The organism is Arthrobacter sp. BGA-UO-ETr-C19 (genome assembly GCF_059568005.1).
In genome coordinates, this window is the sequence record NZ_JCAQPC010000024.1 from 887,281 (window position 1) to 909,119 (window position 21,839).

Sequence of the window (21,839 nt, forward strand, 5' to 3'; positions counted from 1 at the left end):
GGGACCGCGGAGGACCGCCCGTTGCCCTGTCCGCTGCCCCGGCACGCGCCCCGCCGAAAACTCCATCAATAAGACAAAGCAACAGCAATAAGGGAATATATAACTATGAAGGCACGCATTCTGGTGGTTGATGATGACGAGGCGCTCGCAGAAATGATCGGCATTGTCCTGCGCAACGACGGCTTTGAGCCCGTCTTCTGCGCGGACGGCGGACAGGCCCTGGACGTCTTTCGCTCGTCAAAGCCGGATCTCGTGCTCCTCGACCTGATGCTGCCGGGAACGGACGGCATCGAGGTGTGCCGGCAGATCCGCTCCGAGTCGGACGTGCCCATCGTCATGCTCACGGCCAAGTCGGACACCTCCGACGTCGTCAGGGGACTTGAATCAGGTGCCGACGACTATGTGCCCAAGCCCTTCAAACCGGCAGAGCTTGTTGCCCGGGTGCGGGCGCGCCTGCGCCCCGGTGACCAGAAGGCGCCCGAGACGCTGCGCATCGCGGACATCACCATCGACGTCGCCGGCCACCTCGTGAGCCGCGGGGATGAGCGGATTTCGCTGACCCCCCTTGAGTTCGATCTCCTGGTTGCCCTGGCGCGCAAGCCCTGGCAGGTCTTCACCCGTGAGCTGCTCCTGGAGCAGGTCTGGGGTTACCGCCACGCGGCTGACACCCGGCTGGTCAATGTCCATGTCCAGCGGCTGAGGTCCAAGATTGAACGTGATCCGGAAGCCCCGGAAGTTGTAATGACGGTTCGTGGTGTCGGCTACAAAGCAGGGTCCTGAACCCCAGGGCCAGAATCCCCCCGGGGCGCCCGTGGGATCCGGTTCCGAAACCCCCGGTAGCGCTCCTGCGGCGGAGCATGCCCGGGACAGTTCACGTAAACCCGGTCCCCGCCCGGTCCCGGAGCACACCGACGCCTTCGGCGCCGGGCTCGCGCGGCTGCCTTCGCAAGCACGGCTCTGGCGGCGCCGCGCCCTCATCGTCGTACTGCGGGTCGCCCGCCTGGTGCGCACCGGCGTCGACCGCATCTTTCCCGGCATCCGGTACCTGCTGCATTCCCTGCAGCGGCGGTGGCGACGGTCGCTGCAGTTCCGCACCGTCCTGACCACCCTGCTGCTGTCCATCAGTTCGTTCGCGATCGTCGGCGCTTACCTGTCCAACCAGATCGCCAACAACCTGTTCCAGGAACGGCTGACACAGGCGGAGTCCGAGACCCGTTACAACGTCAAGCAGGTGCAGGACACGTTCGACGGCGCCCAGGTCACCGACCAGTCCAGCGTGATCACCCTCGTCTACGACACCCTGAACGCCGTGGAGGGCCGGGGCTCGGTGATCCAGCGCCGCTACGTGTTTGAGGCGATGCCGGAGCAGACCAAACCCCGCAACCGGTGGGTGGAGTCGCGCGCATCCGACCAATTGACCATCAGCGTCATCCCGCCGGACCTCCGGAAAGCAGTCCAGGATTCGGGCAAGGAACAGTTCTGGGCATCCACGGAATTCCCGGTGGGGACCGAAGACCGGCCAGGCATCGCTGTGGGAAACAAAGTGACTTTCAACGGCACTGTTTATGAGCTCTACCTGATCTACGACCTCAACACCGCGCAACAGACCCTCAACGAAATCCAGAATGTCCTGTGGGCCGGCGGCGCTGCGCTGATCCTCATGATCGGCGCCATCGCCTGGTACGTCACACGCAACGTCGTGAGCCCCGTCAGCCACGCCGCCGTGGTGTCAGAAAAGCTGGCAGCAGGCCAGTTGCAGGAACGCATGGTGGTCAAAGGGGAGGACGAGGTGGCACGCCTCGGGGCGTCGTTCAACCACATGGCAGCGAGCCTGCAGGAGCAGATCACGCAGCTGGCCACGCTGTCGCAGATGCAGCAGCGGTTCGTTTCCGACGTGTCCCACGAGCTCCGCACCCCGCTGACCACTGTCCGGATGGCCGCAGAGGTGCTGTACGACGCCCGCGACGACTTCGACCCCATTAACAAAAGGTCGGCTGAGCTGCTCTACAACCAGGTGGAGAGGTTCCAGTCGCTGCTGGCGGACCTGCTGGAGATTTCCAGGTTCGACGCCGGGGTCGCCATGCTCGACGCCGAGGCGACGGACATCGTCCAGCTCATCTCCCATGTGATGGAGGGCGCGGCGCCCGTCGCCGAAGAGTACGGCTCGACGATGCTGCTGAATGCGCCGGAGGGCAGCGTCGTGGTGGAAATGGACTCCCGCCGCATCGACCGGATTCTGCGGAACCTGATTCTGAACGCCCTCGAACACGGCGAAGGCCGGCCCGTCAATATCTCCGTCGCCTCCAATGCGGACGCCGTCGCCGTCACCGTCAGGGACCACGGAATTGGCATGAGTCCTGCCGAAGCGGCACGGGTGTTCGATCGGTTCTGGCGCGCCGACCCCGCCCGCGCCCGCACCACGGGCGGCAGCGGGCTGGGACTGTCTATTGCCACCGAAGACACCAAACTGCACAACGGCTGGCTGCAGGCTTGGGGAAACACCGGCGCGGGCTCCAGCTTCCGGCTCACGCTTCCGCTTAAACAGGGAGGAACCATCAGAAAGTCGCCGCTGCCCCTTGAGCCTGCAGACGTGGGACTGGGCAGCCCCGGCGACCACAGCGTCCTCGTCCTGGGACCGGGCGCCACCGCTGTGCCGAAGGATTCCGCGGCAGGAGACACGGCTGCCGCTGCCGGGGCGGGCACGCCGGAGGCAGCGCGCACAGGGGAGCGTTCGTGAGCCGGGCGCGCCCGGCGGCCCGCGGACTGGCTGCGGGGCTGCTGGCCGTCATCCTGCTGTTCCTGGCATCGTGCGCCCAGATTCCGCGGTCCGGCCCCGTTGGAAGGAGCACGGACGAAAGCGCCGGAAATCCCAACGCTCCGGTGTTCTTTCCCGTCGCGCCACGCACCGGGTCCAGTCCCGAAGCGGTCATTGAGGACTTCTATCTGGCAGGCAGCGGGTACGAGGACGACTATGCCGTGGCGCGGCAGTACCTGACGCAGGCTTCCTCGGTTGCCTGGAAGCCGGACCAGCGGACGCTGGTGTTCCGCTCCGGGCGCGTGGTGAAGACCGGCGTCGAGGGCGTCTACAACTACGAACTGGACGTCGCGTACTCAGTGGATTCCGACGGCGTGGCCACCCAGATGCCGGCGGGAACCAAGGAAAACATTCCCGTGACCCTGGTGCAGGTTGACGGCGAATGGCGCATCTCCAGGATCCCCGACGGCACCGCCATTCCCGAGGAGACCTTCAAGGTCATCTACGGCGCTTACCCGATCTATTTCTACGACCCCAGCTTCACGTATGCCGTTCCGGATGTCCGTTGGTTCATTAAGAAGAAGACAGTGAAATCCATGACGAGCGCTCTGCTCGGCGGGCCTGCCCCGTATCTTAAGGGCGCCGTCGTCAGTGCGTTCCCGTCAGGCATGAAACTTGCCAGGGAATCGGTGCCTGTCGTTTCGGGCGCCGCCCAGGTGGACCTGTCGGCCAAGGAGCTGACCGATGCGTCCACCGAGGACAGGCTCAGGATGCAGACGCAGCTGGCCCTCACGTTCCGCAGTCAGCCGGACGTCATTAACGTGGAGTTGCGGGCCAACCAGGACCTCGTCCGGGTGGAGGACAACGGGTCCGTGCTGCCGCCGGTCCAGAACAGAAATGTGCCCGCGCGCCAGATCGCCGTCAGCAACAACGAGCTGGTGCGGTACGAGAACAACAGGGTGTCACCGTTGCCCGACATGCAGCCGGTGGCGGCGCTGAAACCGCGCTCGCCGGCCGAGTCGCCCGTCTCGCAGACGGTGGCGTTCCTGAACGGCAGCCGCAGCACCCTGTATTCGATGGTTCCCGGCCAGCCCGCGCGTGCCCTGACCACCCGCAGCACGCTGACACATCCGTCGTTCAGCCTGCACGACTGGGTGTGGACCGCGGGGCCGGGGGCCCAGGGCGTCACGGAGCTGACCGCCTTCCGGCCCACGGGAATAGCCCAGGGTGCGGCGGTGCCTTCCGTAACGCTGACGCCGTCCTGGCTGGCCGGCCGCACTGTTAAGGACTTCCGGGTTTCCCGGGAAGGTGTCCGGGCGCTGGTCATCTCCGAACAGAACGGCACTACGCGGGTGCAGGTGACGGGGATCATCCGGGGTGCTGACGGCACGCCAAAGGAACTGACCGCGCCCATCACGCTGCAGGCGAGCGGCAACCCGGATCAGGGAGCCTGGGTAAATGACACCACAGCTGTGGTCATGAAGGGTGACGACACCGCGAACGTTACTCCCGAACTGCTGTCCCTCACCTCGGCCCAGCCGCAGAAGCTTGCACCGTGGCCTGGGCTGGTTGCCCTCAGCGCCGGCAACGGTCCCGAGGAGATTTATGCCCAGTCCAGGGACGGCATCTTCCAGAGGCTCGGCAACGGGTGGTCGGCGCAGCTGAGGGGACCCTCGGACCCGTCCTTCCCGGGCTGACCGTTCGTCTTTCCTGCGTGCGGCTCCCTTCCGCGTGCGGCATTTTCCACATGGCGACGGCCGGCCCTTTTGCCACCGGCTCCCGCGCCGCACCCTTGAACCGTGGGCAGTCACAGGACAGGCGACGGACAGGGGACATCGGCGGATCCCGATGTCCTGGACCAGCCGCTGTGGCACGCCCGCCACCGCGGGGAGCACCGGCGGCGCCTCCTGCAGGGCTGGGACCTGCTGGCGGGGGCTACGGCTGACATCATGGCCCTGGCGCTGCCCGTGGAATGCGTCTGCTGCGGCAGGGAGGACCTGGCACTGTGTGCCGGCTGCGAGCGCAAGCTGCGGATGCTCACCCGCCATCCCTTCCGGGCGGAAACCGGGGCACCCGCGCTCATGGACACCGACGGCTCCGTGATCCTGCCTGTGGTCGCAGCGGGCATCTACCGCGAGGAGCTCTCACAATCCATTCTGGCGTTCAAGCGCCACGGCCAGGCCCAGCTGCGAAGCGTGCTGTCGAAGGTACTCGCAGGCGCGCTTGCGGCAGCATATGCGGGAACGGACGGCGTGGTCCTCGTTCCGGTCCCAACCAGCGGCAGCGCATACCGGAAACGCGGTTTCAGTCCCGTTCACCTGCTGTTGGCCGGCGTCCGGCGGAGCTTCTACGGCCGGCACGTGGAATGCACCGATGCGCTGCGCAAAGTCCGGAACCCCGGAGCCGGGGGTGCCTTGCCCGGAGGGCGGCTTGGCTTGCCCGGAGGGCAGAAGGGGGTTGGGCTGTCCGGGGGGCAGAAGGGACTTGGCAGGGGAGAGCGGTCCCAAAGGGTCCGCGGTTCCATGCGAACCGCGCGCGGCGCCCGCGGACGCTCGCTGCGGGGGAGACCGTGCATCATCGTCGACGACGTCCTGACTACCGGCGCCACCCTGGCGGAGGCCGCCCGGGCCATCCACGAAGCGGGCGGAATTGTGTGCGGAGCCGTGGTCCTTGCCGCCACCCGCGCCCCCGATGCGGCGGCGGCCCCGGCGCAGTCGCGGCATCCTGGGGACTCCCTGGGGCGTCCCTGAGACATAGAAAAAAATAAACTCCGAAAGGATGAATAACTTGTTGCTATGAACTAACGTCGGATATGGGTACCAAGATCAGTTGTACCTTTCGATAGCGGCTCGGAAAGGGGCTCGACTGTCAATCAGATCGTCCCCCGGAAGTGCCGCCGTCGTGTCACCGAAGTCATTTGGAGGGCACCATGGAGTTCATGATCAGCGGACGAAATCTGACGGTCTCGGACCGATTCCGCGAATATGCCGGCGAGAAGATCTCGAAGATCGAATCGCTTGGGGACAAGGTCCAGAGGGTCGACGCGAAGGTTTCAAAGGAAACAAATGCGCGGCAGACCGGTGACCAGCTCACGGTTGAAGTGACAGTCCTGGGCCGCGGCCCCGTGATCCGTGCCGAAGCAAGCGCCGCAGATAAGTTCGCCGCGTTCGACCTCGCCTACAACAAGCTGCTTGAGCGGCTGCGCAGGGCCAAGGACCGCAAGAAGGTCCACCACGGGCGCCATACGCCCAAGGCCGTGCGCGAGGCAACTGCAACACTGGAGCCCGCAAGCTCCAACCAGCCGATCTACGTCGAAGCGACCAACAGCACCCAGGCCGCTCCGGAGCCGGCTGAGAAATCGCCGTACGACGTCGACAACGACATCCCCGCCGGCGACTCGCCGGTGCTGATTCGGCGCAAAGTGTTCCCGGCCGCGTCCCTCACCCTTGACGACGCCGTGGACAACATGGAACTTATCGGTCACGACTTTTACCTTTTCGTGGACAAGGCCACGAATGCACCGTCGGTCGTGTACCGTCGCCGCGGCTGGACATACGGGGTTATCACCCTGGACCACTACTGCGAACCAGGCGAGAACACGCATGAGGAGAAAATCCTTGCGTACCGCTCGGACGATGCGGCCGCAACTGCATAAGATGGAGCCCAGGCAACGAAAGGGCTGACATGGGTGCATCGCTGAGCCTTTCGCAGGCCCGGCGGATCGCACTGGCAGCCCAAGGACTGGACAAAGGACGGCCCGCCGGCCCCGTAACCTCACGGGCGGTGGGCCGGACCTTTGCCCGGATCCAACTCGTCCAGATCGATTCCGTCAACGTTCTGGCCCGGAGCCACTTCCTCCCGTTCTTTTCCAGGCTCGGCGACTACGACCGCTCCATCCTCCAGCAAATGGCAGGCAGGAACCCGCGGCGAATGCTGGAGTACTGGGCCCACGAAGCCAGCTACATCCGCCCGGAACACTTCCTGGACCTGGTGGTGTGGCAGAACCGGAAATGGGTTGGGGCCGCAGGGATGGACCCCGGGCTGCGCTCCGGTGTAACCGGCCGGGTCCTCGATGCGCTCGCCGACGGCAGGCCCATGACCGCCGCAGAACTCACCTCCAGGCTCGGGCATGTCGAAGACCGCAAGCACGTGAACTGGGGCTGGAACTGGAACGCCGTCAAACGGGTTCTGGAGCACCTTTTTGAAGAGGGGGTCGTCTCCTCGGCGTCAAGGACGGACCAGTTCGAACGGCAGTATGCCCTGACCCGCCACGTTTTGCCCGGGCATGACCTCGAGGCAGTACCGGATCCCCCGGCCGCCATGGACCGGCTCATCGATGCTGCGGCGCAGGCCCACGGGATTGGGACCGTGCGGTGTTTCGCCGACTATTTCAGGACTCCGGTTAAGGCGGCCGCGGCCTCGGTTCAGCGCCTGGTTGATGCTGGACGCCTGGAGCCGGTGACAGTGGCAGGTTGGGACCGGTTGGTGTACCGCCACGCCCAGGCGCGGCTGCCGCGCCAGGCAGCCGGCAGGGCGCTGCTCAGCCCGTTCGATTCGCTGGTGTTTGAACGGCGCCGGCTCGAAGAGCTTTTCGGATTTCATTACCGCATCGAGATTTACACCCCGGTGGCCAAGCGGCGCTTTGGCTACTATGTGCTTCCGTTCCTGCTCCGCGACCGCATTGTGGCCAGGGTGGACCTTAAGTCAGACCGGGCCGCGGGCCTGTTGCTTGCCAAGGCGTGCTTCAGCGAGCCGGACGCTCCGGCAGACACCGCCGTCGAACTCGCCGCCGAGCTGGAGCTGATGGCACGCTGGCTGGGACTGGACGGCGTAGCCGTCCTGCCGGTGGGGGATCTTGCTCCGGCAGTCGCGGCCGCCGTCAACGGCTATCCGCTGTGAGGGAACAGGGGCAACGTGCCATGCGTCTCTCCCGTAGACTAAATCACGCCAGAATTCGGCAGCATGAGACTGGGAGCAACTTCACGTGGCATCACTAATCGAAAAAATTCTCCGCACAGGTGACAAAAAGCTCCTGAGGCAACTGCGGAACTATGCTGATTCCATTAACGCCCTTGAAGACTCGTTCCAAACCTTTACGGATGCGGAACTGCGCGAAGAAACAGACCGGCTCCGTGCGCGCCACCAGGATGGCGAGAAGCTCGACGACCTGCTGCCGGAAGCCTTCGCCGCCGTGCGTGAGGCGTCCTCGCGAACACTGGGCATGCGGCACTTCGATGTCCAGCTGATGGGTGGTGCCGCCCTGCACCTGGGCAACATCGCCGAAATGAAGACCGGTGAAGGCAAGACTCTGGTGGCCACTGCTCCGGCCTACCTCAATGCCCTCACCGGAAATGGCGTGCACGTTGTCACCGTGAACGACTACCTGGCCGAATACCAGTCTGAGCTTATGGGCCGCGTCTACCGCTTCCTGGGTCTCACCAGCGGCTGCATCCTTGCCAACCAGGACCCGTCTGTCCGACGCGAGCAGTATTCTGCCGACATCACCTACGGCACCAACAACGAATTCGGTTTCGACTACCTCCGCGACAACATGGCCTGGGACAAGTCCGAACTGGTGCAGCGCGGCCACAACTTTGCGATCGTCGATGAAGTCGACTCGATCCTCATCGACGAGGCCCGTACGCCGCTGATCATTTCCGGCCCGGCCCAGGGTGACACCAACCGCTGGTACAGCGAGTTTGCCAAGGTTGTCCTGCGCCTGCAGCCGGAGAAGGACTACGAAGTCGACGAGAAGAAGCGCACCGTCGGCGTACTCGAAAGCGGCATCGAAAAGGTTGAGGACTACCTCGGCATCCAGAACCTCTACGAATCCGCCAACACGCCCCTGATCGGCTTCCTCAACAACGCCATCAAGGCCAAGGAACTGTTCAAGCGGGACAAGGACTACGTCATCCTCGACGGCGAGGTCCTGATCGTTGACGAGCACACCGGCCGTATTCTGGCCGGCCGCCGTTACAACGAAGGCATGCACCAGGCGATCGAAGCCAAAGAGGGCGTCGAGATCAAGGCTGAAAACCAGACCCTCGCCACGGTGACGCTGCAGAACTACTTCCGCATGTACGAGAAGCTCTCCGGCATGACGGGCACGGCCGAGACCGAAGCCGCCGAATTCATGAGCACCTACAAGCTCGGGGTGGTGGCCATCCCCACGAACCGCGACATGCAGCGGATCGACCAGTCCGACCTGGTGTACAAAAACGAGGTCGTGAAGTTTGAGGCCGTGGTCCGGGACATCGCCGAACGCCACGCGGAGGGCCAGCCGGTCCTCGTGGGCACCACGAGCGTCGAAAAGAGCGAGTACCTCTCCCGCCTGCTGGCGAAGGAAGGGATCCGGCACGAGGTTCTCAATGCCAAGAACCACGCCCGTGAAGCCGCCATCGTGGCCCAGGCCGGACGCAAGGGAGCGGTCACCGTCGCCACCAACATGGCTGGCCGCGGCACGGACATCATGCTGGGCGGCAACGCCGAGTTCACCGCCATCGCCGAACTGGCACAGCGGGGACTTGACCCGGAGGAAAACTCGGACGAGTACGAGGCCGCCTGGGCCGGGGCGCTGGAGGCCGCGAAGAAGGCCGTCAAGGACGAGCACGAGGAAGTGCTGGGCTTGGGCGGACTGTATGTGCTGGGAACTGAGCGCCACGAATCCCGCCGCATCGACAACCAGCTCCGCGGCCGCTCGGGCCGTCAGGGCGACCCCGGTGAATCCCGCTTCTACCTTTCCCTGACCGACGACCTGATGCGCCTGTTCAACTCCGGCGCGGCGGAGCGGCTGATGAACAGTTCCGTACCCGACGACGTGGCGCTGGAATCCAAGCTGGTCTCGCGCGCCATTGCCTCGGCCCAGGGACAGGTCGAGGGCCGGAACGCCGAGCAGCGCAAGAACGTCCTGAAGTACGACGACGTCCTCAACCGCCAGCGCGAAGCCATCTACGGCGACCGCCGCCGGATCCTGGAAGGCGACGACCTCCACGAAAAGGTGCAGTTCTTCCTGGAAGACACCATCAACGCACTGATCGACGAAGCGACCGCCGAAGGAAATGGCGACGACTGGGACTTCGACCAGCTTTGGACCAACCTCAAGACGCTCTACCCCGTCACCGTGACGCCGCACGATGTCATCGACGAGGCCGGCGGCAAGTCGCGCATCACCGTGGAGTTCCTGAGGGAAGAAATCATGTCTGATGCAAAGCTGGTGTACCAGGCACGCGAGGAGGCGATCGGCTCCGAGAGCATGCGTGAACTCGAGCGGCGTGTTGTGCTCTCCGTCATCGGGCGGAAGTGGCAGGAGCACCTGTACGAGATGGACTATCTCAAGGAGGGCATCGGCCTGCGTGCGATGGCCCAGCGTGATCCGCTGGTGGAGTACCAGCGTGAAGGTTTCACGATGTTCCAGTCCATGATGGAGGCCATCCGTGAGGAGAGCGTTGGCTTCCTCTACAACCTCGAAGTGGAAGTCACCCCGGCCGAGGACGTCGTGGTTGCCGATGCCGCCGGAGGCCACACCGAACACCACGAGCCGCAGATCCGTGCCGCCGGCCTTGAGGCGCCGGAGAAGCCCGCCCAGCTCCAGTACACCGCACCCCGGGAAGACGGCGGAGCCGAGACCCGGATCGAGGGCCGCGCTGCAGGCCGCTCGGGCAACCCTGCCAAGGCCGCTTCCCAGGAGCGGCGTGACGGGAAGAAGAAAAAGCGCTAGCCAGCGGATATGACAGGAAGGGACCGGAGCACGTGCTCCGGTCCCTTCCTTGCTTTCGCGTCAGCCAATCTCCAGGGCGGTCACGCGCCAGACGTTTTTACTGCGTTCCAGCCGGACGGCGACTGCCCGGACCCGCAGTTCATCAATCACCACCGCGCTGGCCTCATAAACGTCAGGCGTCACCCCGCAGGCGCGGACCGAGCGGACTGATGCGTTGCGGTGGAGCAGCCCCATCTTCCGGGGAGCCCGGGCAGCCACCCGCCGGGTGAGGGCCGCCCGGTGCTGGAGAACTGTGAGGCAGCGCTGGTCCAGCCGCCGCGCCAGCTGGTGGATGGGCCTCGTTCCCGCCAGGACCTCAATGGCGGCCTGGACGGTAGCCCTGGTGATGGCGCATATTTCGCGTGCCTCGTCCCCGGGGCCGGGAGCTACCGTGCGGGCCGGCGCGGCCGGGAGGAGCCCAGGAACAGCGCTTCCTGCACGCCGTATTGGAGTTACTGCAGTCATGATCGGTCCTTCGGTAGAGGCTGGCTTGGGAAGGCCGCGAGGGGGCGGCCGCGGGGTCGGTGGCGCGGAAGGAAAGCACGCCGGAGCCGCTACGGCGGCGGTGGGCTGAGGAGTTGGCCCGGGAGAAGGACGTCGGGATCGGTTCCGATGACATTCCGGTTGGCCTGGTACCAGAGCGGCCAGCGGGCCGCTATTTCCACCTCGGAAGCACCTGGCCCCAGTTCGCGCGCGGCAATAGTCCACAGCGAGTCGCCGGCCCGGACGGGTAGCTCGCGGCGGTCCGGCTCAGCCGTAGCCCTGGCGGGCAATGAGGTGATGAGGCCAGGTTCCACCACCGGAACGCGCGGCTTCCACTGAGGCTGGAGTTCGCTGCCCTCCGCGACGGGTCCTGCGGGGACGCCGGATCCTTCAATGACGCCGGAGTCCGCGGAATGGCCGGCAGGTAGCTCCCGCCGCTCAGCCAAGGGCGCCCATGCCGCGGACAGGGACGATCCGTTGCTCGAGGAAGGGGCCGCAGCAGGCATGGCATCCGCATGGGCGAGCGGTGCGCCGAGAAGCTGCAGGCCCACCGCGGCCATCGCCAGCCTGCGCATGAAAACAGGGGTGAACCGTCCCGTGACGCGGGCGGCGGCATTGTGCCCGGTCCGTTCCAGGAGTGCCGACGCAAAGGCCGTCGCCAGGGACAGCAGCCACCAGGCGATGACTGTGAGCCCGGCAGCGAGGGCCATCAGGCCAAGCAGGTCGTCGAAGAGCAAAGCCTGCTGACGTGCAGCGGACCGCCTCCAATGATCGACGATCCCGGCCCCGATGAAGGCCAGAAAGACTCCGAGCGCCAGGACGACAACGGCCAGCGCCGCTTCTGCCCTGACCGGGCGCTGAACCTCTTCCGCCATGACTTCCCCCAACGAATACGTTTGATGCGGTTTGATCGAGTTTGATGTGTTTGGTCCTGATGGAGTCAGTTTGCAGCAGATTTATGGCTGTTGTCTATGGAGATAGAAAAGTTTGTGGATTAATTGACCGCCCTCGTTGGCGCGCCTACGCTGTCGCCATGCGATGGAATGCTCTTTTTCAGGATCTTGAGCTGCAGCTTGCCGAGGCCGGGGTCCTGTGCCTGGAGTCCGAGATTGCCGAGCGCTCCCGGGCAGACACGGCTGCCATCGCGCTCGATGACAGACTGCGAGGATCCCTGGGCCGCCACGTTGGCATTCATCTGAGTCGGGGACCCGTCTTTGCCGGCACGCTCAGCCATGCGGGGTCCGAAAGCCTGGTCCTTGACGAGGCGGCACACCAGGTGCTGATTCCGTATGCCGCCGTCGGCCACTACACCGGACTCGGCCGGTTCGCGGTGGGCGAGGCATCCCCCGTGCGCCGGAAACTCGGCCTGGCCAGCGCGCTGCGGGGTCTGGCGCGGGACAGGGCTGAACTCACCGTCCTGCTGGCAGGCCGGTCACCGGATGTTCAGCTCCCGGGCGTGATTGACAGGGTGGGGCGGGACTTCTTTGACCTCGCTATGACACTGCCCGGCGAAGCGCGCAGGGCCGGGCGGGTTGCCGATGTGGCGACGGTCCCGTTTCAGGCGCTGGGTGCCCTGCGCTCAAGGCGCGGCGGGGAACTCTGACGGCCCGGGCAGGGAATCCACGGTCCGGCCCGGAAGCCGCCCGCGCTCAAACGGCCCCCGTGCTCAAACGGACTTGGACTTGGCTTCTTGAATCATGCGGCTTGCCTCGGCATAACGCTCTTCGATGTACTGCTCAAGCATCTTCTCCTCGACACGCCACTGGCCGCGGCCACCCACCTGGATTGCCTTCAGTTCGCCGCTTCGGACGAGGGCATACGCGGCCGGCGCATTGATCTGAAGCTGCTCGGCTACATCTGCAAGCGTTAGAAATCGGGGCATAGTCCAATTGTGCCACCGTTGGGCGCGGATGATGCCGTTATCCACAGTTTGATGTTGTTTGCCTGAATCCCTTCCGAATGAGCAGGCATGCCGTAACAATGATCATGACCGGCGCGATTGAAGCGCCCGCGCGTCAAGGGGGAGCAGTACGCATGAGTGCAAGCACGGCGGCCACCGGAGCCCGGCTGAAGAAGCCTTCCTGGAAGGACCCGAGGCTTCTGGTGGGTGTCCTCCTTGTCCTCGCCTCAGTCGTCGGAGTCGTTGCTCTCGTCGGCGGCGCGGACCGCACCACAGAGGTATTTGCCGCCCGTGAGTCAATTGCCGTCGGCCAGAAACTCACGCCGGAAAACATCAGCCGGGTCAAGGTGCGCCTGGGCGACGTCGAAGCGCACTATGTCACGGCCGAGTCAGGTATTCCCGAAGGCCAGGTGGCCGTCCAGCGGATCGCCAAGGACCAGTTGGTTCCCCGTGAAAGCCTGGGCAGTGTCGACGCTCTGGACCGAAAGCCCGTGGCCGTCACGGTTCAGGAGGCCCTGCCTGAGCAGGCGGTGGCAGGCACCCGGGTCGACGTCTGGGTCTCCCTGCCTGACGCCCGGAACGGATTTGCGGAGCCCAAGCTGCTGCTCCCGGGCGCGGAAATCGCGGAGGTCTCTGAAGGATCCAGCGCCCTGGGTGCTTCGAAATCCACGGTCCTGATGGTCCTGGTGGGGGACGGGCAGATGGCCTCGCTCCTTGGCGCGCAGGCAAACGAGGCCAAAATCTCCGTGGTGTGGAATCCCGGCGGGGCCGCCAAGTGAGCATCCCGGTTGTCATCGTCGGCGAGTCGCAGGAAGACCTGGTTGGCGGACTGGAGCGGCTGCACGGTCCTGTCACAGTGGTCCGGCGCTGCGCGGAGCTCGCAGAACTGCTGGCCGCTTGCCAAAGCGGGCTGGCCCGGGCGGCCGTTGTTGCCGAGGGAAGTCCGGACCTGACTGCCTCGCTGGTGGACAGGCTCGCCGCCGTGGGCGTAGTCATCATTGCGCTGACAGACAGCCCCGAGGAGCGGTTGAGGCTTCGCGGCATCGGAGTCACTGCGGCGCCCTCCACCGTTGAGTCCACAGCGCTGGCGGAGAGTATTGCCGAGGCCGTCAGCAGGCATGCGGGTTCGGTTTCGTCAGGACTGAACCCTGGCGCCGGACCCGGTTACAGCACGGGTTTCGCGGATGCGGGCGCAGCCCTGCGTCCGGAGGCTGTCGACGCTGAACCGCAGCCGGCAGTTGCCGGAACAGGCAGGCTCCTGGCGGTGTGGGGGCCGTCCGGTGCACCCGGCAGAACCCTGGTTGCCGTCAACATCGCAGGGGAGCTGGCCGCGCAAGGCAAGTCTGTCCTGCTGGTCGACGCCGACAGCTATGGGGCCAGCGTTGCCGGCGTCCTCGGGCTCCTCGACGAAGCGGCGGGCCTGGCACAAGCGTGCCGGCTGGCCGACCAGGGCCTCCTGGATCGGGAAGCACTGCTCCGAGTTGCCGTACCGGTTACTGCCACGGCAGGAACTTTCCGGGTTCTGACCGGCATAACCCGGGCCGACCGCTGGACCGAGCTGCGCGCGCCCGCGCTGGCGCTTGTTCTGGACCGGGCACGGGAAGTCGCGGACGTCATCGTGGTCGACGCCGGCTTTTGCCTTGAGGCCGACGAGGAGCTGAGCTTCGACACCATGGCACCGCGGCGCAACGCCGCAACTCTCAGGAGCCTTGAGCTGGCCGAGACCGTGATCGCCGTTGGCTCGGCGGATCCCATTGGTGTTCCCCGCCTGGTCAGGGGTCTGGCGGAACTCGAAGCATCACTGCCGGGGGTTAGCCCCGAGGTGGTGCTCAACAAGGTGCGGGCCTCGGCTGTGGGCCGTTCTCCGGAACGCCAGCTCCGCGAGGCGTGGGAGCGGTTCGGCCCGTCGGCGGGCATCAGGGCCTTCCTCCCGTGGGACCCGGGCGCAACGGATGCCGCGCTGCTGTCAGGGTCGTTATTGCTGGAATCGGCCCCGGAATCCCGGCTTCGGTCGGCGATCGCCGAATTGGTTTGTGCATCTGTCCAGCAAAAACGCAGATCCTCTGTATTCTCATCCACAGCAAGGCGCAGGCTGACGGACTAGGCTCACGGTGAGGGCTGCAAGGAAGCAGCCGCAAACTGTGTGATGGAGGCGTGTGTCGATGTCGTCTGGGTCCAGCGTGGAGGATCAGTCCCGTTCAATCGGAGCCGAGGAAGGCTTCTTTGCGGACTACTACGAGCATCTGGCGGAGGAGGACGCACGTGCTTACCCGCACGAGCTGTTGATGGCCCGGGCCGAAACCCACCGCGCAGTGGGTTTTGAACGCCGGCCGGGCAGCGCCAACATCTCCATCGTTCCTGAGGGCGACCGCAGCGTTGTCTACATCGTCACCGACGACATGCCTTTCCTGGTGGATTCAGTCAACGCCGAACTGGTGCGGCAGAATTCGGCCATCCACCTCGTGCAGCACCCCATGTTCGTGGTCACACGCAACCGCAAAACCAACGAACTCGTCAAGGTGGACAGGGTCCCGTCCAGCATCGGCATTTCCAGCGGCGACACCGCGGCGCTGCCAGTCCTGTCCCACCTGATTGCCCACGGCGACAACGCGTCCCACATGGAGTCCTGGATTGCCGTCGAGATCGGCCGCGCCAGTGACGAAGCCGCTGAGCAGCTGCAGGAAGGGCTGGAGCGGGTCCTCGGAGACGTCAGGGCCGCAGTCGAAGACTGGCCGAAAATGCGCAACAAGGCACTGCAGATCGCCCAGGACCTGGATAAGGTAGCGCATCCCACCCAAATCGCAGAGCTGCGCCAGGCCCAGGATTTGCTTCGCTGGCTGGACGAGGGCAACTTCACGTTCCTCGGCTACCGGGAATATGACCTGGTCAACGAAGGGGGCGAGGATGTCCTGGAGTTGCGCGAGGACAGCGGCCTGGGTCTGCTGCGGGCGCACCACGATACCCATCAGGTGCAGCATCTCACCGATGCGGGCAGGCGCAAGGCCCGTGAAAAGCGTGCGCTGGTCATCACCAAGGCGAATTCCCGGTCAACGGTGCACCGGCCTGCGTACCTGGACTACGTCGGCGTGAAGAGCTTTGATGCTGCCGGAAACGTCAACGGTGAACAGCGTTTCATCGGACTGTTTGCCACCAGCGCCTACACCGATTCCGTGCGCAATATTCCGATTGTCCGGGAAAAGGTCGAGGCTGTGCTGCGCGGCGCGGGTTTTCCGCCGGATTCGCATTCCGGGAAGGACCTGCTGGGCATCCTGGAAACATACCCCCGTGACGAGCTCTTCCAGATCGAAATTCCTGACCTTGCCGCAACGGCAACGGGAATCCAGCGGCTGCAGGAACGGCGCCGGACCCGGCTCTTCCTCCGGCCGGATATCTACGGGCGGTTCATGTCCGCCGTCGTCTACCTCCCTCGCGACCGGTACACCACCAATGTCAGGCTGAGGATCGAGCAGGAACTCCGCGAGACGTTCCACGCCGAGTCCATTGACTATGAGGCGAGGATGACGGAATCGGCGCTCGCCCGGCTGTTCTTCCGAATCCGCCTGCCCAAGGGCGCGGACGTCAGCCACGTCAACACCGATGCGTTGGAAAAGCGGCTCGTCCGTGCCGCACGGTCCTGGAGTGAAGGGATCGCCGAGGTACTCCGAGAGCGGAGCGCCGACAACGGGGCCAATGAACTGGCAGCCATTTGGGCCGAGGCCTTCCCCGCGACCTACCGCGTGGACTACGAAATCGAGGATGCCCTCGAGGACATCGCCCGGTTTGAACAGTACGGGGCCGAAGCCGAACGCCTCATTGGCGCCCGGCAGGAACGGCCCGGAGTCCATGTCTATCTTCCCGAAGGCGCCGGCGCCACCCTTGAGGAGGACGCCAGGGTCAAGCTGTACATGCTGGAGCCGAAGAGCCTGAGCCAGATCCTTCCCTACTTCCACAACCTGGGGCTGGAGGTGCTGGACGAGCGGCCGTTCGAGATCGAGACCGCCGACCGCCGGGACTTCTTCCTGTACGACCTCGGACTGAAGTACCCCGCCGGCGTGGACCCGGTGTCCACGGGCCGGCTGCTGGCGGATTCCTTCGGCGCGGCCGTTTCCGGTGCCGTCGAATCCGACAGTTTTGACCGGCTGGTGCTTCGCGAGGGCATGACGTGGCGGCAGATCATTGTGCTGCGGGCCTACGCGAAGTACATGCGGCAAATGGGAAACACCAACTCCTTCGAATTCATGGCGGACACGCTGCTGAGCAACCCTGACGTCACCCGCGGCCTCAGTGCCCTGTTTGAGGCACGCTTCGATCCGGCCCTGACCGAGCTGGAGCGGATCGAACGGCAGGAAAAAGTCCGCGCCGAGCTGTCGTCGTCGATCGAAGCGGTGGCGACGCTGGATGCGGACCGCGTGCTCCGGACGTTCACGAACCTGATCGAATCAACGCTGCGCACCAACTTCTACCAGGACAAGCCGCACCTGAGCTTCAAGCTCAACCCCTCAGCCATCGAAGGGCTGCCCTTCCCACGGCCCATGTTCGAAATCTGGGTCTACTCTCCCCGGGTCGAGGGCGTCCACCTGCGCTTCGGCAAGGTGGCCCGCGGCGGGCTCCGCTGGTCGGACCGGCGGGAAGACTTCCGCACGGAGATCCTGGGTCTGGTCAAGGCGCAAACGGTCAAGAATGCCGTGATCGTTCCTACCGGGGCAAAAGGCGGATTCTTCGCCAAGCGGCTGCCGGATCCCGCCAAGGACAGGTCGGCCTGGATGGCGGAGGGCATCGAAAGCTACAAGACGTTTATCCGCGGACTGCTGGACATCACGGACAACCTCGTTACGGAAGCCGACGGCGAACGGCTCGTCCCGCCGTCGGACGTTGTACGGCACGACGGCGACGACTCCTACCTGGTGGTCGCCGCGGACAAGGGCACGGCATCCTTCTCTGACATTGCCAACGGATTGGCCGCGGACTACGGATTCTGGCTGGGCGACGCCTTCGCCTCGGGCGGTTCGGTGGGATACGACCACAAGGCCATGGGCATCACCGCCCGGGGTGCCTGGGAATCGGTCAAGCGGCACTTCAGCGAGCTGGACCTGGACACCCAGTCCGAGCCCTTCACCGTGGTCGGCGTCGGCGACATGTCCGGGGACGTCTTCGGCAACGGCATGCTCCTGTCCAAGCACATCCGGCTGCTCGCCGCGTTCGACCACCGGCACATTTTCCTCGATCCGAACCCGGACGAGGCAACCTCCTACAGGGAGCGGCAGCGGCTGTTTGAGCTGCCCCGGTCGTCCTGGGATGACTACGACAAGCGCCTGATCAGTGAAGGCGGCGGGGTCTACCCCCGGCAGGCCAAGTCGATCCCGGTCTCGGCCCAGGTCAGGTCCGCATTGGGCCTGCCCGAGGACACGACGCAGCTCAGCCCGCCCGAACTCCTGCGCGCCATCCTGCTCGCACCCGCCGACCTGCTTTACAACGGCGGCATCGGAACCTACGTGAAGGCCAGTTCCGAGACGCACGCCATGGTGGGCGACAAGTCCAACGACGCCATCCGGGTGGACGGCCGCGACCTCCGCGTCAAGGTGGTCGGGGAGGGCGGAAACCTCGGCATGACACAGCGGGGCCGGATCGAGGCGGCGCTGCAGGGGGTCATCCTGAACACCGATGCCATCGACAACTCCGCCGGCGTCGACTGCTCCGACCACGAGGTCAACATCAAGATCTTCGTGGACCGGATGGTGGCAGCCGGCAAGTTCGACGCCGCCGAGCGCTCGGACTTCCTTGCGGCCATGACCGACGAAGTGGGGCGGCTGGTCCTGGAAGACAACATCGACCAGAACATCCTGCTCCTGAACGACCGCCAGAAAGTCGCGGAATGGAGCCCGAGCTACGAGCGGCTGATGGACTGGCTGGAGAAGACGGCGGACTTGAACCGCGACTTGGAGGCGCTGCCCTCCACCGCTGTCCTGCGTGAACGGCTGGAACAGGGGCAGGGCCTCACGTCACCCGAACTGTCCGTGCTGGCCGCCTACGCCAAGATCGAACTGGCGACGGCCCTGCGCGACAGCGACCTGGCTGATGACCCCTGGTTCCGTGAGACGCTTCGGCAGTATTTCCCGGTGCAGCTCCGGGAGAAATTCGACGCCGATCTGGACACCCATCCGCTGCGCCGGGAAATCATCGCAACGGTCGTGGCCAACGACATGATCAACCTTGGCGGCATCACCTTTGCCTTCCGGACCATGGAAGAGACCTCTGCGAGCGAGGTGGCTGTGGCCAAGGCGTTCGTAGCGTTGCGGGAAATCTACGAACTTGACGTCATGGTGTCCGAACTGAACGACCTGCCCGCATCGTTCCCCACCGAGCACTGGAGCACCGTCCACCTCGATATCCGGCGGCTGCTGGACCGTTCGGTGCGCTGGGTCCTGGCCCAGGGCAGCGCGTCACGGCCCATCGCCGACATCGTCGCCGAGTTCCAGCCGCCGATGGAACCCATGCGGGCCCGGCTGCTGGACTACCTGCGCGGCGACGACCGCGAGCGGGTTGCCTCCTGGCTTGAGAAGGCGCGGTCGTGGGGCCTTCCCGAGGACCTGGGCCACCGGTGGGCCGAGCTGTTCGAGAGCTTCGTGTTGCTGGACATCGCGAAAATCGCGCACAGCCGCAAGGAACCGGTGGAAGACATCGCCCACGTCTACTACACCGTGTTCAACCGGTTCCACGTGGACTCCCTCCTGGAACGGATCAGCTCCCTGCCGAGGAAGGACCGCTGGCAGGCCCTGGCCCGCGCCGCGCTGCGCGATGACCTCTACTCGACTGTCTCAGACATGACGACGGCGGTCCTGGACTCGACCGACGAGGGGTTGCCGGCGGAGGACAGGCTCAGGGCCTGGGAGCAGCTGAATGCGGAACATTTGGGGCGCGCGAAGAGCATGTTCGATGAGGTCAACGCCCTCGAAGCGGACGACATGGCCTCGCTCTCGGTAGCATTGAGGCTCTTGAGGTCAATCGTCCGACGCTAGGACACCGGTCCCGCCGTCGAAAAACTGGAGGTGCAGTGGCAATCTTTACGGACCCCATCAGGGAGCACGCTGATTTCGGGCCGGGGGATGCCGAGTGGCTGCACCTTCTGGTGGGCGACTGGCAGATGGTGGCCGATCTCGCGTTTGCCGACCTGGCCCTGTGGTTCCCCCATCCGGAGCACGGCTACGTTGCCCTGGCACACGTCAGGCCCTCCACGACACATACGGTGTTCCACGCGGACTTCGTCGGGGAGGGCATCCGGTCGGATCTGCAGCCGCTGGTGGACAAGGCGTGGGAGAGCCGAACTATCGAGCGTTCCAGTGAGACGAACTGGAGCAGCGACATGGCACTGCGGGTTGAAGCCGTTCCGATGGTCAGGAACGGCCGGACGCTGGCCGTGGTCACCTCCCACATGGATCTTTCCAGCTCACGGATGCCGTCCAGGCTGGAGCTGACCTACCGCCAGTGTGCCTATGACCTGCTGCGCATGGGCACACTGGGGCTCTGGCCGGACTTCGCTTCGCCTACTGGCTCCCGCCGCGGCGCCCCGCGCGTTGGCGACGGCTTAATCCGCCTGGACGCCGAGGGGATCGTGCAGTACGCGAGCCCGAACGGGGTCTCGGCGTTCCGGCGCCTCGGCGACGGCGAATCACTTGAGGGGCGCTCGCTGGCCGAGGTCACGGCCGGCCTGCTGAAGGACCGCCGCATGGTGGACGAGACGCTGCCGCTCGTTGTCACCGGGCGGATGCCGTGGCGCAGTGAGATTGAGTCCCGCGGCGTAAGTCTGTCGCTGCGCGCCATCCCGCTCCGGGACGAGCAGCAGCGCTTCGGTGCACTGGTCCTCTGCCGTGACGTGTCCGAACTGCGGCGCCGCGAGATGGAGCTGGTCACGAAGGATGCCACCATCCGTGAAATCCACCACCGGGTCAAGAACAATCTGCAGACTGTTGCCGCGCTGCTGCGCATGCAGTCCCGCCGAATGGTCAGCGACGAGGCAAAGCAGGGGCTGGAACAGGCCATGCGCCGCGTGGCAACAATTGCCCTCGTGCACGAGACGCTCTCGCAGGGGCTGACGCAGAGTGTTAACTTTGATGAACTCATCGGACGCCAGTTCCGGCTTTCCGCAGAAGTGGCTTCACCGTCGCAACAGGTGCGGACGCAGCGGTCAGGGTTGTTCGGTGAGCTTCCCAGCGACTTCGCGACGCCGCTGGCACTGGTGATCAACGAGCTCGTCACCAACGCTGTTGAGCACGGGCTGGAGGGACGTACGGGCACGGTGTGGCTGCTTGCCGACCGCTCGGCAGGCGACGACGACGAGGAACTGCTCACCGTCACCGTGGCGGACGACGGCGTTGGCCTGCCGGAGACGCCGCATGTGGAGGGCCTCGGGCTTCAGATTGTCCGGACGCTGGTCACGAGCGAACTCGGAGGCACCATCCAGTGGCAGCCCCGCGAGGGCGGCGGCACTGCGGTGCAGATTGTGCTGAGCCTGGCAAACCGCTAATACAAAAAAGGCGACGGCCGCTGACCAATGGTCCGCGGCCGTCGCCTTTGGCTCTGCTGCGTTTACTGCTGTGGGTCTATTGCCTTGTCGGCCTAGACTTTGGTGCCGGGTCAGGAAGCGCGGCGGGCCCTGGCGGCCCGGCGCTTCAGTGCACGGCGCTCGTCCTCGCTCATGCCGCCCCACACGCCGGCATCCTGTCCGGACTCCAGCGCCCACTGCAGGCAGGTGTCAACGACCGGGCACCGGCGGCAGACGCTCTTGGCTTCTTCGATCTGCAAAAGCGCCGGGCCAGTGTTGCCCACGGGGAAAAACAGCTCCGGGTCCTTGTCGAGGCAGGCCGCGCGGTTACGCCAATCCATGCTGATCAGTCACTCCATTCCTGGGAAGTCAATACCCTTTGTGAAAATATTCACTAGGGCTTACA

Annotated in this window: 16 protein-coding genes; 12 read left to right on the top strand and 4 right to left on the bottom strand. The window is 65.2% G+C overall.

Annotation, left to right across the window (positions count from 1 at the left end):
- Positions 1 to 105: 105 nt before the first annotated feature.
- The 7 genes from mtrA (at position 106) to secA (ending at position 10,472) form a co-directional block, all read left to right on the top strand.
- Positions 106 to 780: an MtrAB system response regulator MtrA gene (gene mtrA / locus AC57BR_RS23035; protein WP_003804986.1), complete on the top strand. Its 675-nt coding sequence runs from the start codon at positions 106 to 108 to the stop codon at positions 778 to 780.
- 157 nt (positions 781 to 937) lie between these two features.
- Positions 938 to 2,737 (top strand): MtrAB system histidine kinase MtrB, encoded by a 1,800-nt coding sequence (gene mtrB, locus AC57BR_RS23040; protein WP_496365212.1) that lies wholly within the window; start codon positions 938 to 940, stop codon positions 2,735 to 2,737.
- A complete protein-coding gene (locus AC57BR_RS23045) occupies positions 2,734 to 4,452 on the top strand; it encodes an LpqB family beta-propeller domain-containing protein (protein ID WP_496364796.1) in 1,719 nt (572 codons plus the stop codon). Before mtrB ends, AC57BR_RS23045 begins: the two co-directional genes overlap by 4 nt.
- A gap of 102 nt (positions 4,453 to 4,554) precedes the next feature.
- Entirely contained in the window at positions 4,555 to 5,505 is a 951-nt protein-coding gene (locus AC57BR_RS23050; protein WP_496364798.1) for a ComF family protein, read from the top strand.
- A 179-nt stretch (positions 5,506 to 5,684) separates the two neighbouring features.
- The gene (gene hpf / locus AC57BR_RS23055; protein WP_496364800.1) at positions 5,685 to 6,410 is read left to right on the top strand and encodes a ribosome hibernation-promoting factor, HPF/YfiA family; all 726 of its coding nucleotides are present in this window, start codon (positions 5,685 to 5,687) and stop codon (positions 6,408 to 6,410) included.
- 29 nt (positions 6,411 to 6,439) lie between these two features.
- Positions 6,440 to 7,654, top strand: a complete 1,215-nt coding sequence (locus AC57BR_RS23060) for a winged helix-turn-helix domain-containing protein (RefSeq protein ID WP_496364802.1) — start codon at positions 6,440 to 6,442, stop codon at positions 7,652 to 7,654.
- Positions 7,655 to 7,739: 85 nt separating this feature from the next.
- Complete coding sequence (secA, locus tag AC57BR_RS23065) at positions 7,740 to 10,472, top strand: preprotein translocase subunit SecA (RefSeq protein ID WP_496364804.1); 2,733 nt, start codon at positions 7,740 to 7,742, stop codon at positions 10,470 to 10,472.
- Between the two features lie 60 nt (positions 10,473 to 10,532).
- Here secA and AC57BR_RS23070 read toward each other — a convergent pair whose 3' ends face one another.
- Both AC57BR_RS23070 and AC57BR_RS23075 read right to left on the bottom strand, forming a co-directional pair.
- Positions 10,533 to 10,976: an Rv3235 family protein gene (locus AC57BR_RS23070; protein ID WP_496364806.1), complete on the bottom strand. Its 444-nt coding sequence runs from the start codon at positions 10,974 to 10,976 to the stop codon at positions 10,533 to 10,535.
- 89 nt (positions 10,977 to 11,065) lie between these two features.
- Entirely contained in the window at positions 11,066 to 11,869 is an 804-nt protein-coding gene (locus tag AC57BR_RS23075) for a LysM peptidoglycan-binding domain-containing protein (RefSeq protein ID WP_496364808.1), read from the bottom strand.
- A 158-nt stretch (positions 11,870 to 12,027) separates the two neighbouring features.
- On the opposite strand from AC57BR_RS23075, the gene AC57BR_RS23080 reads away from it, so the two are divergent.
- Complete coding sequence (locus AC57BR_RS23080; RefSeq protein ID WP_496364810.1) at positions 12,028 to 12,597, top strand: hypothetical protein; 570 nt, start codon at positions 12,028 to 12,030, stop codon at positions 12,595 to 12,597.
- 63 nt (positions 12,598 to 12,660) lie between these two features.
- On the opposite strand, the gene AC57BR_RS23085 is transcribed toward AC57BR_RS23080, so the two are convergent.
- The gene (locus AC57BR_RS23085) at positions 12,661 to 12,876 is read right to left on the bottom strand and encodes a helix-turn-helix domain-containing protein (protein ID WP_043419585.1); all 216 of its coding nucleotides are present in this window, start codon (positions 12,874 to 12,876) and stop codon (positions 12,661 to 12,663) included.
- A 152-nt stretch (positions 12,877 to 13,028) separates the two neighbouring features.
- Here AC57BR_RS23085 and AC57BR_RS23090 point away from each other — a divergent pair, with 152 nt between their 5' ends.
- The 4 genes from AC57BR_RS23090 to AC57BR_RS23105 are packed head-to-tail and all read left to right on the top strand — an operon-like array spanning position 13,029 to position 21,415.
- Positions 13,029 to 13,673 carry a hypothetical protein gene (locus AC57BR_RS23090; RefSeq protein WP_496364812.1) on the top strand — a complete coding sequence of 215 codons (645 nt, stop codon included), beginning with the start codon at positions 13,029 to 13,031 and terminating at the stop codon, positions 13,671 to 13,673.
- Positions 13,670 to 14,998, top strand: coding sequence for a CpaE/TadZ family protein (locus tag AC57BR_RS23095; protein WP_496364814.1), 1,329 nt, complete (start codon positions 13,670 to 13,672; stop codon positions 14,996 to 14,998). The genes AC57BR_RS23090 and AC57BR_RS23095 overlap by 4 nt, the downstream gene beginning before the upstream one ends.
- Before the next feature lie 58 nt (positions 14,999 to 15,056).
- Entirely contained in the window at positions 15,057 to 19,910 is a 4,854-nt protein-coding gene (locus AC57BR_RS23100) for an NAD-glutamate dehydrogenase (RefSeq protein ID WP_496365213.1), read from the top strand.
- Positions 19,911 to 19,945: 35 nt separating this feature from the next.
- Entirely contained in the window at positions 19,946 to 21,415 is a 1,470-nt protein-coding gene (locus AC57BR_RS23105) for a sensor histidine kinase (protein WP_496364816.1), read from the top strand.
- A 110-nt stretch (positions 21,416 to 21,525) separates the two neighbouring features.
- Here the strand turns inward: AC57BR_RS23105 and AC57BR_RS23110 are convergent, their stop codons facing one another.
- Positions 21,526 to 21,774, bottom strand: a complete 249-nt coding sequence (locus AC57BR_RS23110) for a WhiB family transcriptional regulator (protein ID WP_003804966.1) — start codon at positions 21,772 to 21,774, stop codon at positions 21,526 to 21,528.
- Between the last annotated feature and the right edge of the window lie 65 nt (positions 21,775 to 21,839).

Excerpts from the sequence above, each read along its gene's own strand:
- mtrA (WP_003804986.1), top strand. The coding sequence starts at position 106 with ATGAAGGCACGCATTCTGGTGGTTGATGATGACGAGGCGCTCGCAGAA.
- hpf (WP_496364800.1), top strand. The coding sequence starts at position 5,685 with ATGGAGTTCATGATCAGCGGACGAAATCTGACGGTCTCGGACCGATTC.
- AC57BR_RS23060 (WP_496364802.1), top strand. The coding sequence starts at position 6,440 with ATGGGTGCATCGCTGAGCCTTTCGCAGGCCCGGCGGATCGCACTGGCA.
- AC57BR_RS23070 (WP_496364806.1), bottom strand. The coding sequence starts at position 10,976 with ATGACTGCAGTAACTCCAATACGGCGTGCAGGAAGCGCTGTTCCTGGG.
- AC57BR_RS23075 (WP_496364808.1), bottom strand. The coding sequence starts at position 11,869 with ATGGCGGAAGAGGTTCAGCGCCCGGTCAGGGCAGAAGCGGCGCTGGCC.
- AC57BR_RS23080 (WP_496364810.1), top strand. The coding sequence starts at position 12,028 with ATGCGATGGAATGCTCTTTTTCAGGATCTTGAGCTGCAGCTTGCCGAG.
- AC57BR_RS23085 (WP_043419585.1), bottom strand. The coding sequence starts at position 12,876 with ATGCCCCGATTTCTAACGCTTGCAGATGTAGCCGAGCAGCTTCAGATC.
- AC57BR_RS23090 (WP_496364812.1), top strand. The coding sequence starts at position 13,029 with ATGAGTGCAAGCACGGCGGCCACCGGAGCCCGGCTGAAGAAGCCTTCC.
- AC57BR_RS23100 (WP_496365213.1), top strand. The coding sequence starts at position 15,057 with ATGTCGTCTGGGTCCAGCGTGGAGGATCAGTCCCGTTCAATCGGAGCC.
- AC57BR_RS23110 (WP_003804966.1), bottom strand. The coding sequence starts at position 21,774 with ATGGATTGGCGTAACCGCGCGGCCTGCCTCGACAAGGACCCGGAGCTG.